General features: G+C 58.4%; 11 protein-coding genes and 1 pseudogene. 10 read left to right on the forward strand and 2 right to left on the reverse strand.

Annotated elements, in window-relative coordinates; translation table 11 throughout:
* The 3 genes and pseudogenes from E0E20_RS13430 to E0E20_RS13440 all read left to right on the forward strand — a co-directional run.
* Positions 1-430: pseudogene (locus E0E20_RS13430) on the forward strand (sugar ABC transporter permease); the annotation flags it as partial.
* Positions 427-1,308 carry a carbohydrate ABC transporter permease gene (locus tag E0E20_RS13435; RefSeq protein WP_130838685.1) on the forward strand — a complete coding sequence of 294 codons (882 nt, stop codon included), beginning with the start codon at positions 427-429 and terminating at the stop codon, positions 1,306-1,308. The pseudogene E0E20_RS13430 and the gene E0E20_RS13435, both read left to right, overlap by 4 nt.
* Positions 1,309-1,311: 3 nt before the next feature.
* A complete protein-coding gene (locus tag E0E20_RS13440; protein WP_130838686.1) occupies positions 1,312-3,357 on the forward strand; it encodes a beta-galactosidase in 2,046 nt (681 codons plus the stop codon).
* A gap of 217 nt (positions 3,358-3,574) precedes the next feature.
* On the opposite strand, the gene E0E20_RS13445 is transcribed toward E0E20_RS13440, so the two are convergent.
* A complete protein-coding gene (locus tag E0E20_RS13445; RefSeq protein ID WP_130838687.1) occupies positions 3,575-4,822 on the reverse strand; it encodes a BMP family lipoprotein in 1,248 nt (415 codons plus the stop codon).
* A gap of 503 nt (positions 4,823-5,325) precedes the next feature.
* On the opposite strand from E0E20_RS13445, the gene E0E20_RS13450 reads away from it, so the two are divergent.
* The 7 genes from E0E20_RS13450 to E0E20_RS13480 all read left to right on the forward strand — a co-directional run bounded on the left by E0E20_RS13450 (position 5,326) and on the right by E0E20_RS13480 (position 12,367).
* Positions 5,326-6,402, forward strand: coding sequence for a 6-phosphofructokinase (locus E0E20_RS13450; RefSeq protein ID WP_130838688.1), 1,077 nt, complete (start codon positions 5,326-5,328; stop codon positions 6,400-6,402).
* A gap of 82 nt (positions 6,403-6,484) precedes the next feature.
* Positions 6,485-8,269 (forward strand): DNA polymerase III subunit gamma/tau, encoded by a 1,785-nt coding sequence (dnaX, locus tag E0E20_RS13455; RefSeq protein WP_130838689.1) that lies wholly within the window; start codon positions 6,485-6,487, stop codon positions 8,267-8,269.
* 16 nt (positions 8,270-8,285) lie between these two features.
* Positions 8,286-8,618 (forward strand): YbaB/EbfC family nucleoid-associated protein, encoded by a 333-nt coding sequence (locus E0E20_RS13460; protein WP_130838690.1) that lies wholly within the window; start codon positions 8,286-8,288, stop codon positions 8,616-8,618.
* A 13-nt stretch (positions 8,619-8,631) separates the two neighbouring features.
* On the forward strand, positions 8,632-9,231 hold the full coding sequence (gene recR / locus E0E20_RS13465; RefSeq protein ID WP_130838691.1) for a recombination mediator RecR: 600 nt from the start codon (positions 8,632-8,634) through the stop codon (positions 9,229-9,231).
* 75 nt (positions 9,232-9,306) lie between these two features.
* Complete coding sequence (locus E0E20_RS13470) at positions 9,307-10,353, forward strand: aldose epimerase family protein (RefSeq protein ID WP_130838692.1); 1,047 nt, start codon at positions 9,307-9,309, stop codon at positions 10,351-10,353.
* A 45-nt stretch (positions 10,354-10,398) separates the two neighbouring features.
* The gene (locus tag E0E20_RS13475; RefSeq protein ID WP_130838693.1) at positions 10,399-11,739 is read left to right on the forward strand and encodes a DUF5711 family protein; all 1,341 of its coding nucleotides are present in this window, start codon (positions 10,399-10,401) and stop codon (positions 11,737-11,739) included.
* Between the two features lie 235 nt (positions 11,740-11,974).
* Entirely contained in the window at positions 11,975-12,367 is a 393-nt protein-coding gene (locus tag E0E20_RS13480) for a CvpA family protein (protein WP_165444115.1), read from the forward strand.
* 201 nt (positions 12,368-12,568) lie between these two features.
* Here E0E20_RS13480 and E0E20_RS14090 read toward each other — a convergent pair.
* Positions 12,569-12,861: hypothetical protein (locus E0E20_RS14090; protein ID WP_207302886.1), on the reverse strand; the 293-nt coding region annotated here is incomplete at its 5' end.

Raw genomic sequence — 12,861 nt, forward strand, 5'->3', positions numbered from 1 at the left:
AGCCGAAGAAACGAGGACGGCCGAAAAAGGAGCCACAGGAACAGAAACCGAAGTGTCCGAGAGGACGTCCACGGAAGAATCCCTGATCTGTCGTTACTCTATAGTACGGCAGATTGGGAAACCTTTATTTAATCTGTTCACGGAGCCCTTTATCCTGACGGGGCAGAACTGGCAGGGCGGAGTGAACAATGGCGGCCTTACGATGATGACCTATCTGCTGAGCAAAGCGCCGCAGGGCGGGAATCTCTACGGCTATGCGTCTGCGGATGCCTATATCATTACGCTGATGATCGTTCTGATCTCCGTGGCGGTGAACAGGGGGACGGCGGACCGGAAGGATCCTGATTACATTGCGGATATGGCGGTGAAGAGACAGCGCCGGGAGCTGCGCAGGGCGGCTGTCCGCGCGAGAAAGGAGGCGAGAAGATGACGCTGCTTGCTGTGACGGCCGCCGCAGCGCTGCTTCTGTTTCTTGCCGCGCGCTTTGTGCCGGGAGGGAAAAAGGCGGTGCTATATGTGCTTCTGATCCTTGTCGCGTTGATGATGCTTCTGCCGTTTTATATGATGTTTGTGATGTCAACGCATACGACGTCCGAAATTTTTTCTTTCCCTCCGTATATGACGTTCGGTACAAGTCTTATTCCGAACTTCATCCGCATGAATGAGGCGGTCAATTTTCTGAGAGCGTTTGCAAACAGCTGCCTGATTTCTTTCTGCTATGTGGCGCTGGTGCTCTTTTTCTGCTCCATCGGAGGGTATGCCTTTGCGGTGTACCGCTTTCCGGGGAGAGACGCGCTGTTTGCAATCCTGCTCGGGACCATGATGATTCCGGCCACGGCTGGGATTATCCCATGGTACATCATGATGAGTAAATTTCACTGGGTGGATACGTACCGCGCCCTGATCATTCCCGGCTGCGCCAATGCGTTCGGCATCTACTGGATGAGGCAGTACTGCAGGAACAACGTCCCGGTATCGCTCGTGGAGGCTGCAAGGATCGACGGTTGTTCCGAGTGGACGGTGTTCTTTCGTATCGTGGCGCCGATCCTGCTCCCGGCCTATTCCTCTCTGGGTATCATGAATTTTGTCAATGTATGGAATGATTTTATGCAGCCAATGATGATTCTCAAGAGCCCAAGGTTCCAGACACTGCCCCTGATGCTGCGCTCCATGGTGGGAGACCGGGGGACCGATTACGGTGCGCTGATGCTTGCCTCGACCTGTGCGGTTCTTCCTCTGCTGATCGCGTTTCTGTGCGCGTCGCAGTATTTCATGTCAGGTCTGACCGCGGGTGCGGTAAAGGAGTAAAGGATGAGCTATCTGTTAAACGGCGACAGGATTATTATGGGCACGGACTATTACCCGGAGCACTGGGACAGCCCCCTGTGGGAGGAGGACCTTGATCGGATGCTGGACACCGGTATTGAGGTTGTCCGTGTGGCGGAGTTTGCATGGAGCAAATTTGAGCCGCGCGAGGGAGAATACGATTTTGATTTCTTTGACGGCTTCCTTGCGCTGTGTGAAAGGAAAGGAATGCGGGTGATCTTCTGCACCCCGACGGCGACGCCGCCCGCGTGGCTGACAGAGCAGTATCCGGAGGTGCTGAACGCCCGTATGGACGGGGTGCTGTACCGGCATGGGGCGAGACGCCACTACAATTACAATTCCTCCGTCTACCAGCGCTTTGTGTCCGATATCGTCACCCGGCTGGCGGAGCATTACGGACCGCATCCGGCGGTCATCGGCTGGCAGATCGACAACGAGATCAACTGCGAGACAAACGAGTTCTATTCCGAGAGCGACACGGCCGCGTTCCGGGAGTTCCTCAAGGCGAAATACGGGACGGTCGGGGAGCTGAACAGAGCGTGGGGAACAGTGTTCTGGAATCAGACCTACACGGCGTGGGGAGAGGTTCATGTGCCGAGAACGACACTCTCCGGTGCGACGAATCCGCACGAGGTGCTGGACTACAAGCGCTTTGTCTCAGACAGCGCGTGCCGGTGGGCAAAACTCCAGAGTGATATTCTGCGCCGATATATCAAGCCGGATGATTTTATCACGACCAACGGCATATTCGGCGATCTGGACAACCATCGAATGGCGGAGGAAAGTCTGGATTTCATGACCTATGACTCCTATCCGAATATGGCGTATGGTCTGGATCCCCGCTTTGTGGGGAATCGCAGGCTGAAAGACCGTCAGGCGGGGATCAGTCTGTCAGAGGTGCGGGCGCTGCAGGGACGCTTCGGGATCATGGAGCAGCAGTCCGGAGCAAACGGCTGGAATACTGCGATGGCGGCGCCGACGCCGCGGCCGGGGCAGATCACGCTCTGGACTATGCAGAGCATCGCGCACGGGGCGGACTACATCAGCTATTTCCGCTGGCGCACGGCGACCATGGGGACGGAGATTTACTGGCACGGAATCCTCGACTATTCCGGCCGCGACAACCGGAGACTTGCGGAGGTGCGCGATATCGCGGGGAAGCTCCGCGCGGTGTCGGAGCTCGCCGGGTCGAAATACCGGGCGGAGGTCGGGATCCTTGAGACCTATGACAATCGATGGGACGCGGAGCTGGACGCATGGCACCGCCTTGTGGAAACTACAAGCCGGGAAGGTATTTTCAGCGCGGCGCAGTACAGCCATACGCCGGTGGATTTCGTCTATCTCCGGGAGGGGAGCACAGCAAAGGAGCTCGCGCCCTACAAGCTGCTGTTCTATCCGCACGCGGTCATTGTAAACGAGAGGCACGCGGCGCTTCTGCGGGCATACGTGGAGCAGGGCGGAACGCTGGTGCTCGGGTGCCGCGCGGGCTATAAGGATGAGACGGGCCAGTGCGTGCAGACAAGGCTCCCGGGCCTTTTGCAGGAGCTCACCGGCACCGATGTGACGGAGTACACGCTGATTGCACCGGAGGAGGGCAGAATCTTCGCGGACTGGGGCGGCACGCAGATCGAGGCGGCGGTGTTTACGGACGAGCTCTCTCCCCTCGGTGATGCGAGGGTTCTGGCCCGCTACACAAACAGCTATTACCGGGGCGTTCCGGCCCTGATCGAAAAGCGGACGGGCGCGGGGCGGACGCTCTATTTCGGCGGCGCGTTCACGGAGGAGACGGCGCGGGTGTTCCTTGAGAAGCTCGGCGTTTTCGCCCCGGAGAGGGAGACGGTGGAGCTTCCGGAATGCTGCGAGCTTGCGGTGCGGGAGAAAAACGGGGAGAAGTATTATTTCCTGTTGAATTACAGCAGGGAAGAGGCTCGCTGCGAGCTGAAACAGGAGCTGCGGAATCTGTATACGGGAGAGCGTCTTTCCGGCGAGCTGGTCCTGCCTGGATACGGGACCGCGGTTCTGAAAGCGTAAGAGGCGGAGGTCAATAAGGTACAGGCAGACAGGATGCGGATGAACAGGGCGCGAATGAACAGGATGCGAATGAACAGCATACGGTGAAATAAAATCCTCCCGGCCGGAAAGAGAAATACCGGCCGGGAGGATTTTGCTCTATACAGAATTTTTATCGTCTGCCGGGGCCGCACCGAAAGACGGCGGACCGGCAGAGCGTTCCCGCCAGAACGCCGGATCAGTTCAGTCCGGTGAAATCCTCGGGGGTCATGTTGTTGAAGTTGGCGGCCGGAACGATTTCACCGCTCTTTACCTTTGCAAAGGCCTCGTCGATCTTGGCGATCGCATCGGCGGAGAGCTGATTGCGGCCCTCTGCGCTGACGTAGCCGGTCGAATCGGTGTCTGCGCCCAGCAGCTCATTGCCGCCGGCAAAGCTTCCCTCGGCGATCTTCTCGAGCTGGAGCTTCACGTTTTTATCCATGATCTTCAGACCGGAGGTCAGAATGATGTTGGAGGAGCCGTTTGCGCCGTCGTCATACTGGTCGACGTCACAGCCGATCACATAGACGTCGGAGGCTTCCTTGGCCGCGGTGAAAACGCCGTTGCCGGAGCCGCCCGCCGCGACGAAGAGCACATCGCAGCCCTCGTCGATCAGAGCCTTGCCGACCACCTTGCCGGTCGCCTCATCGGCGAAAGAGCCGACATAGTTGCCGCCGACGTTTGCGCCGGTGACATCCGTTCCGGCATAGGAGGCGAGCTCCACGATCTCCGCGGTGGTTCCGTAATTCTTGTTTGCGTAGTTCACGCCGCTCATGAAGCCGTACTGGTAGTTGACGTTGGAGGGATAGGCGATGCCGTTGACCACGGCGACCTTGTTTGTCTTCGTGGAAAGCGCCGCGGCGACACCGGCGGCAAAGCCGGATTCCTGCTCCTTGAATGTCATGGCGTAAATGTTGTCAAGCTCGACTTCGTTGCCCTCGGCGTCGGTGGGGCTGGTGTCAACCAGAATGAAATCGACGTCCGGATTCTCCTCGGCCACGGTGCCGATTCCCGCGAACTGGAAGCCGCAGGCCACGATGACATCGTAATCGGCGACGATGTCATTCACCGCCTGAATGCAGGCCGCGACGTCACCGGTTTCTTCCTTGACAGGGGTCACGGAGCTGCCCGGAGCCTCCGCAATAAAGTCGAGGATGCCGTTGTAGTTGTTTTCGTTGAAAGAGCCGTCGTCCACGCCGGACGGGGAGCTGACAATCGCGATTTTCAGCGCGGCGCCGGCGATGCTGCCGGCGGCGTCCGCGGGAGCTTCTGCGGGCTCCCCCTCCGCGTCGGCAGCGGCTTCTTCACTGCCCTCTGACGAGGCGTCCTCCTCTGCGGGAACGGTTTCTGCGGAGCTGTCTCCGGCTGCCGCGCCGGAGCCGCAGCCCGCGAGCAGCGCCGCCCCGATGGTCACTGCGGTGATGATGCTGACAAATTTCTTTTTCATAAACAAATCCTCCATGCCGAAGCATTCTGTGAGGGCAGAAGCCTGCGCTGCGGCAGGGCTTCCCCTGTTTTCCTCCTGCGGGAGATATTAAAACCCGCGAACCGGCGGATTGCTCCGCCGACAGCCGCATTATCGCACACTAAAGGGAATGCGGCAATCCCGATGTTTTATTTAATGGAAGGTCTTTGTATTGACAGAATCATTTGTGTACAATAAATCCCATGCCGACTATGCCGGCTTTCATCCGGTCGTTCCTCATAGATGTCGAGCGTCCTGTCCTTGAAGCGCTCACGGAGCAGGAGCAGCTCAAGGCACTGATGACAAAGCTTGTGACGTCCTGGCTGTGCCTGACGCCGCCGGCTGACCGGAGATAACGCAGACGGGGGATTCCCGCGTGCTGTCCGCAGACGGACAGCCCCCTTTTAAGGGACGCGGTGCTGAAAAAAATTCTGCGGACTCCGGCGGAATTTGATAGAATATAAATACTTGAAAGGGGGTGCACAATGTTACGAATCGGTATGCTCACCAGCGGGGGAGATTGCCAGGCTTTGAATGCGGCGATGCGGGGAGTCGTCAAGACGATCTACAACAACTGCAAGGACGAGGTTGAATTCTACGGCTTTGAGGACGGCTATAAGGGCCTGATCTACAGCAAGTTCCGTATGCTTACCGGCGAGGATTTTTCGGGCATCCTCACGCGCGGCGGAACGATACTCGGCACGAGCCGCGTCCCGTTCAAGACGATTCGCGAGCCGGATGAGCGCGGTCTCGACAAGGTCGCCGCAATGAAGCAGAACTACTACAAGCTGCAGCTCGACTGCCTTGTGATGCTGGGAGGAAACGGCTCGACCAAGACGGCGAATCTCCTCTCCAAGGAGAGTCTGAACATCATTACACTCCCCAAGACCATCGACAACGATCTCTGGGGAACCGATATGACGTTCGGCTTCCAGTCCGCGGTGGATATCGCGACCACGGCGATCGACCAGATCCATACGACGGCAAGCTCGCACGGGCGGGTCTTTATTGTGGAAATTATGGGGCACAAGGTCGGCTGGCTCCCGCTGAACGCCGGAATGGCAGGCGGCGCGGACATCATTCTTCTGCCGGAAATTCCCTACGACATCGACAAGGTCGTGGATAAGATCGAGGAGAGGGACGCGCGCGGCAGCCGCTTCACGATCATTGTCGTCGCGGAGGGCGCGATTTCCCAGGACGACGCGAAGCTCTCGAAAAAGGAATACAAGGACAAGCTGTCAAATTACAAGTTCCCGTCGGTTTCCTATGAGGTCGCGGATGCGATCCAGAAAAAGACCGGGCGCGAGGTGCGTGTCACGGTTCCGGGCCATGTGCAGCGCGGCGGCGAACCCTGTCCCTATGACCGCGTATTTGCGAGCCGTCTCGGCGCGGAGGCCGGGAAGCTGATTCTCAAAAAGGAATTCGGCTATATGGTCGGGTACCGGAACCGCGAGATGGTCAAGGTGCCGCTCGAGGAGGTCGCCGGCAAGCTGAAAATGGTCGATCCCAAGTCGGACATCATCAAGGAGGCAAAGCTGCTCGGCATCAGCTTCGGCGACTGAGCATATTCACCGTGCCGGCGGCTGTGCGCGGAGAGTCCGCGGACGGAGCGGCGCATCCGGTATTCGGGTCAGGAAAATATTTATGTCGGAAAGCAAAGCGTATCTGGCTCTGTATCGCAAGTATCGGCCTCAGACATTTGAAGATGTCCGGGGCCGTGATACTATTGTCAGAACTCTCAAAAATCAGATCAATTCCGGGCGGACCAGCCACAGCTATCTCTTCTGCGGGACGCGGGGCACCGGCAAGACGACGATCGCTAAAATTTTTGCGCGCGCCGTCAACTGCGAGCATCCGCAGGACGGAAGTCCCTGCGGGGAGTGCCCGGTCTGTCTCGCTACGGCGGGCGATGCGAATCTCAATGTGGTGGAGATGGACGCGGCCTCTCATAACGGCGTCGACGATATCCGCGGCGTAATCGACAGCGTGTCCTATTCTCCGACCATCGGGCGGAAAAAGGTCTACATCATCGACGAGGTCCACATGCTGTCGAATCAGGCGTTCAACGCGCTCCTCAAGACGCTGGAGGAGCCGCCGGAATACGCCGTGTTCATCCTGTGCACCACGGAGCCGAATAAGCTCCCCGTCACGATTCTGTCCCGCTGTCAGCGCTATGATTTCGGCCGTCTGTCTTCAGAGACAATCGAGGGGAGGCTGCTTGAGGTGGCAGAGGCGGAGAGCCTCGACGTCGAGGAAAAGGCCCTGCATTATATTGCGGGCGCCGCGGACGGCTCGATGCGGGACGGTCTTTCCCTGCTGGATCAGTGCAATGCCTTTAATTATGGAAACGAACGTCTCACCTATGAGAGGACGCTGGAGATTCTCGGTGCGGTGGATACCTCCGTGCAGAGCGATCTGTACCGGATGCTGCATACAGGCGACGCGGCAGGGGCGCTTTCTCTCCTTGAGACGCTGCTGATGCGGGGGCGGGAGCTCACGCAGTTCGTCGCGGACTTCATCTGGTATCTGCGGGGACTGATGCTGCTTAAGGCATCGGAAAAAACAAAGGAGAGCCTCGATGTCTCGCGGGAGAATCTGGAGCGCATGCTCGCGGATGCAAGGGACAGCGAAATGGAGGAGATTCACCGAGATATTCGTGTGTTCTCGGAGCTTGCCGAACAGATCCGCTATTCCGGAAACCGGCGTATTCTCACGGAAATGGCGCTGATCCGGGTCTGCCGTCCGGCAATGGATACGGATCGGGATGCGCTGCCCTGCAGAATACACGAGCTCGAAAGCAATCTTCGGAAAGACGAGCAGATCATCGCGGAGCTCCACGGCAGCATCGAGCAGCTGCAAAGAAGCGCCGCTTTCGACAGACTTCCGGGCGGGGGCGCCGGGCAGGACGCCGCTTCGGGCTCCGGCTTCGGCGCCGCGGGAACCCGTCCGTCGCCCGGCTCCGGAGTCATGGGAGCCCACCCGTTGCCCGGCGGAATGGAACGTTCGGCGGACCGGATCGATGAGCCGGCCGGCGCAGCGCCGCGGGAATCCGTCCGGCGTCCGGTTCTGCCCTCCGCGGTGCCCGAGGACATCCGAAAGGTGGTGGCGGGATGGCCCCGTCTCTACTCCCGGATCCCTGACGGAAGCATCAAGGGCTACCTCCATGACGCGCATTTAGAGCTGGGCGAGGACGGAAAGAAGCTGATCATACGCTGCGAGAACTTTATCGGCTGCTCCCGCTTTACAGAGAACGAGGAAAACAGGAGCTGGCTCGAAAATTATCTGGCGTCGGCTTCCGGCAGACGGATTGATATCGAGTACCGCTATCTTGACAATGGGGAGAAATTCACAGACAATCATATCGATTTGCGCGACGTAGTCGCCATGGAAATCGACGTCGATGAGGACGACGCGGATACGCTGATATAGAAACAGGAGATTGATGATGGCAAAGCACGGCGGATATATGGGCGGCATGCCCGGGAACATGAGCAATCTGATGAAGCAGGCGCAGCGGATGCAGCGCCAGATGGAGGAGAGCCGCAAGGCGCTGGACGAGAAAGAATTTACGGCGGGAGCCGGGGGCGGCGCCGTCGAGGTCGTGCTGACCGGGAACAAAAAGATCCGGAGCCTCAGCATTTCCAAGGACGCTGTCGATCCGGAGGATGTAGAGACGCTGCAGGACCTGATCGTGGCGGCGCTCAATGAGGCTATGGCGCAGGTGGATGCGGCGAATGAGCAGATGCTGGGCGGAATGACCGGCGGACTGCCGTTTTGACAAGAGGCTATGAATGAATCTGTACAGCGGACATTTCGGCAAACTGATTGACGAGCTGGCGGCGCTTCCGGGGATTGGACGAAAATCCGCGCAGCGCCTTGCTTTTTATATCATCAGCATGTCGGATGCCCGCGTGGCGAAGCTGGCCGGGACACTGACGGACGCCAAGGCGAATGTGCACTACTGCCGGGTCTGTCAGAATCTCACGGATGCCGAGCTGTGTCCGATCTGCGCGGCCGCGGACCGGGATCACGGGACGATCATGGTCGTGGAGACGCCGCAGGACCTCGCCGCTTATGAGAAAACGGGCCGTTACGGGGGCGTCTACCATGTTCTGCACGGCGCGATTTCTCCCATGCTGGGGGTCGGACCGAACGACATACGTCTGAAAGAGCTTCTGGAGAGGCTGCGCTCGGACGATGTGCGGGAGGTGATCATTGCGACAAATTCGAGCCTCGAGGGAGAGACGACGGCCATGTATATCGGCAAGCTGATTAAGCCGGCCGGCATCCGTGTGACGCGCATCGCCAGCGGCGTGCCGGTGGGCGGCGATCTCGAAAATATCGATGAGGTCACATTGCTGCGCGCGCTCGAGGGGCGCACGGAGCTCTGATGCAGGCTGCGGGGCATTTGATTTTTGGCAGCTATGGGTTGGTTTTGGCAGATGACGGGCCGTAAGGAGGGGAAGATGAGCATAACGAAAGAGAGCTTTGGCAGAGCCGGGGGCCGTGAGGTGGGACTTTATACGATTTCCCGTGCGGGGATTACGCTTAAGGTCACGGATCTCGGCGCGTGCATTGTGAATATTTTTGTGCCGGACCGGAACGGGGAGACGGCGGATGTGGCGCTGGGCTTTGACACGGCGGCCGGATATGCGGATAATTCCTGCTTCCTCGGGGCGCTGATCGGACCGTCGGCAAACCGGATCGGCGGCGGGCGCTTCGTGATCGACGGGGAGGCGTGGCAGCTTCCGATCAATGAGAATACCAATAACCTGCACACAGATTTTCTGAACGGGAGCCATAAGCGCATCTGGGACGCGGAGCTTCTGGATGATGCGGTGCTCCTCACTCTGCGGCTTGACGACGGCGAGTTCGGCATGCCGGGAAACCGGGTCATGGAGGTGGCATATACGGTGACGGACAGCGCGGCGGTGCAGCTCTCCTACCGCGTATACTCCGACCGGAGAACGCTGATCAATATGACCAATCACTGCTATTTTAATCTGGCGGGAGAGAATGCGGGCAGTGTGGAGGGGCATGTTTTACAGCTCTTCTGCGATTCGTACTGCCCTGTGAAGCCGGATTCCATTCCGACCGGGGAGATTGCTCCGGTGGAGGGGACGCCGCTCGATTTCCGCGCGCCCAAGGCGATCGGCCGGGACATCGGCGCGGATTTCCGGCAGCTGAAGCTGGTCGGAGGCTATGATCATAATTTTGTGATTGACGGCTGGGAGAATGACGGGACGCTCCGGCGCGCCGCGGCGGTGCATGATCCGGCGTCGGGACGGGCCATGGATGTATATACCACGCTGCCCGGCGTCCAGTTCTACTCCGGGAACTTTCTTAAGGAAGAAAGCGGCAAGGGCGGCAGGAGCTATGCGGTGCGCGAGGGATTTTGCCTTGAGACGCAGTATTTTCCGGACAGCATGAATCATGAGAATTTTGCGCATCCGGTCTTCGGTGCGGATACGGAGTATCGCTCGGTGACGGAGTATCGTTTTTACACCGTGTGAGCGGCGCCGTGTCTGCATGGTATAAAAACGTAAGACAGGAACAGCATGGCAGTAGTGAATTTTCACGCTCCGAACCGCGCGCCGTCCGGCCGGCAGAGTCGGCAGAGGCAAACGGGGAGGGATGCGGGAGGAAAATTTGACCGCAGGTTCTCCGGCGATGAAACCGATGAGTACGAGGAGGCTATGGAGGATGGCGGCGCGCCGGAGGCAGGCGATTTTGCGGGAGCGGGAAAGAGCGCGGCGGACAGGAGACCGATTTCCCGTTCGCAGAAGCTCCTCTTTTTGCTGCGCATTGTCATTGCCCTGTGTCTCGGCGGAGCGCTTCTTCTGTTTCTGATCCGCCAGAATCAGAACCGCAGCTACTCGGACTCGGAGCTGCGGACCGTGGCGGAAATTTCCGTCCCGGAGGCGGCAAGCTGTATCAATCTGGGAGGGAAAATCCTTATTTACAGCAAGGACGGCGCGAGCTGCATGGATCAGGAGGGAGTGGTGCTGTGGTCTATCTCCTATGAGATGCAGCAGCCGCTTGTCTCGGTGTCCGGCAATCTTGCCGCCATCGGCGATTATCAGGGCAGCACGGTGCACATTCTGGATGCTGCGGCGGGGGAAATCGGCGTCGTCAGCACGAATATGCCCCTGCGCGCGATAGCCGTGGCGCAGAACGGAGAAGTCGCCGCCGTGCTGGAGGATTCGGATACGACATGGATTTATCTGTTTGATACGCAGGGCAACACCATCGTCTATCTCAAGCGCACGATGGAGGACAGCGGGTACCCCGTGTCCGTGGCGCTGTCTCCGGACGGCGTTCTGCTGATGTGCTCGCAGCTCAGCGTGGACGGAGCCTCGATCAAGACGAGCGTTGCGTTCTATAATTTCGGCCCCGTGGGGCAAAGCACGACGGATCGCCTTGTGGGGGGCTATGATTACGAGGGAGAGGTCGTGCCGGAGACCCGCTTTCTCTCGAACAGCAGTGCGGTTTCCGTGTCGGATTCCCGCATGGTGTTCTACGCGGGGGAGGAAAAGCCGGCCAGCAGTGTGAGCGTGCACTATACCTCTCAGCTTCAGGGAGTCTGGACGAGCGGCAGCTATGTGGCCCTCTTGTTTCCGGACGGAACAGGAGAAGAGGAGTATCAGCTCGACGTCTACAACAGCACCGGGAAGCAGATGTCCAGTATTCCATTCACTATGGACTTTACCTCGGTGCAGCTTCTGGGGGACCGGGTGGTCATCAATGACGGGCAGAGTGTCCTGATCTATTCGGTGAACGGGACGAAGCAGTTCTCGGGGAGCTTTGGAGATGCGGTTCTGCTGGTTCTGCCGACGGCGTCGCCGGGCAGACTGACGCTGGTTACGCGCAGCAGGATCGAAACCATGATTCTGAAATAATATTCAGCACCCCGGAAGAAATCCCGGAATCGAGGATGAAATACCTGTATTTCAGACCGATTGTGGGATTTCTTCCGGGGCGGACAAGCGGCGCAGCCGCTCTGACCGCCGGCATGAGCAAGCCGGGAAGCGGCTGCGAATGCGTGGTGCTGAATAAACGGCAGCGTCAGCCGGCATGAGCAAGCCGGGAAGCGGCTGCGAATGCGTGGTGCATAGACATAACGGGCGGGAAATTATGGTCGGTTTCTATGAAGTGCTTCTGATACTGATTTCGATTGCGGTGCTGATGTCTCTGATGACGCACGGCTTTCATACCGGCGCGGCGAAGAACGTATCCGCGCTGTTTTCTCTGGGAGCGGCGGCGCTGTGTCTGTATCTGCTGTCCGGACTGCTCCGGGATTTTCTGCATGCGCGGCTCGGCGGACTGATTTCCGGCATCATCATGCTCTCGGTTGTGGTGATGCTTTACCGCCTGTTTCATCTTTTTTTCTCGGCGATCAATCTGATTGCCCGGCTGCCGGTGATCCACTGGCTGGATGCGGCGCTGGGGCTGCTGCTGGGACTGGGCGAGGGACTGGTCGTCCTCTACTGCGCCCAATATCTTCTGGAGCATTATATTCTTACCTGACGCATCGAATTATTCATCGGATGTCTGACACGGAAAAACAGTGTCTGCGGCACAATATCTTGCGCTGAACGATAAGGGAGCCACAGCTTGTAGCGGCAGGGCTCTTTTTTGATGAAACGGCGCAAATACGGGGATTCCGGACGACATAAAAAATGTCTGATTGCCTGTTGCAAAGCCTAAAAACCGATGCTATAATACGAATCACCGTCGACGAAGAACTTCGGCGGCATCATATCGGGTCCGTGAAAGCTTCAAAAAATCAATTGACATAGCGATCACGGCGTGATAATTTAAAGAAGTTGCGGCGCTGACGAAGCGCGCGGCGAAAGCGATCCGGCCTCCGGGTCCCCGGCTCCTTGCGTAAGGAAAGGAAGCGGCAGCAGATTTGACAAACAAACAGAAATGCAACCCTGAAGATTTCAAGATTCCCGTAAGGAACACGATCCGAGCGGATGGTGCGGGCCTTATAGGGATCGCGAGACATTCAGAACAGA

The sequence above is a fragment of the Lachnoclostridium sp. Marseille-P6806 genome (assembly GCF_900625025.1).
Lineage (GTDB): Bacteria > Bacillota > Clostridia > Lachnospirales > Lachnospiraceae > CAG-791.

Excerpts from the sequence above, each read along its gene's own strand:
- E0E20_RS13470 (WP_130838692.1), top strand. The coding sequence starts at position 9,307 with ATGAGCATAACGAAAGAGAGCTTTGGCAGAGCCGGGGGCCGTGAGGTG.
- dnaX (WP_130838689.1), top strand. The coding sequence starts at position 6,485 with ATGTCGGAAAGCAAAGCGTATCTGGCTCTGTATCGCAAGTATCGGCCT.
- E0E20_RS13440 (WP_130838686.1), top strand. The coding sequence starts at position 1,312 with ATGAGCTATCTGTTAAACGGCGACAGGATTATTATGGGCACGGACTAT.
- E0E20_RS13435 (WP_130838685.1), top strand. The coding sequence starts at position 427 with ATGACGCTGCTTGCTGTGACGGCCGCCGCAGCGCTGCTTCTGTTTCTT.
- E0E20_RS13445 (WP_130838687.1), bottom strand. The coding sequence starts at position 4,822 with ATGAAAAAGAAATTTGTCAGCATCATCACCGCAGTGACCATCGGGGCG.
- E0E20_RS13475 (WP_130838693.1), top strand. The coding sequence starts at position 10,399 with ATGGCAGTAGTGAATTTTCACGCTCCGAACCGCGCGCCGTCCGGCCGG.
- E0E20_RS13460 (WP_130838690.1), top strand. The coding sequence starts at position 8,286 with ATGGCAAAGCACGGCGGATATATGGGCGGCATGCCCGGGAACATGAGC.
- E0E20_RS13480 (WP_165444115.1), top strand. The coding sequence starts at position 11,975 with ATGGTCGGTTTCTATGAAGTGCTTCTGATACTGATTTCGATTGCGGTG.
- recR (WP_130838691.1), top strand. The coding sequence starts at position 8,632 with ATGAATCTGTACAGCGGACATTTCGGCAAACTGATTGACGAGCTGGCG.
- E0E20_RS13450 (WP_130838688.1), top strand. The coding sequence starts at position 5,326 with ATGTTACGAATCGGTATGCTCACCAGCGGGGGAGATTGCCAGGCTTTG.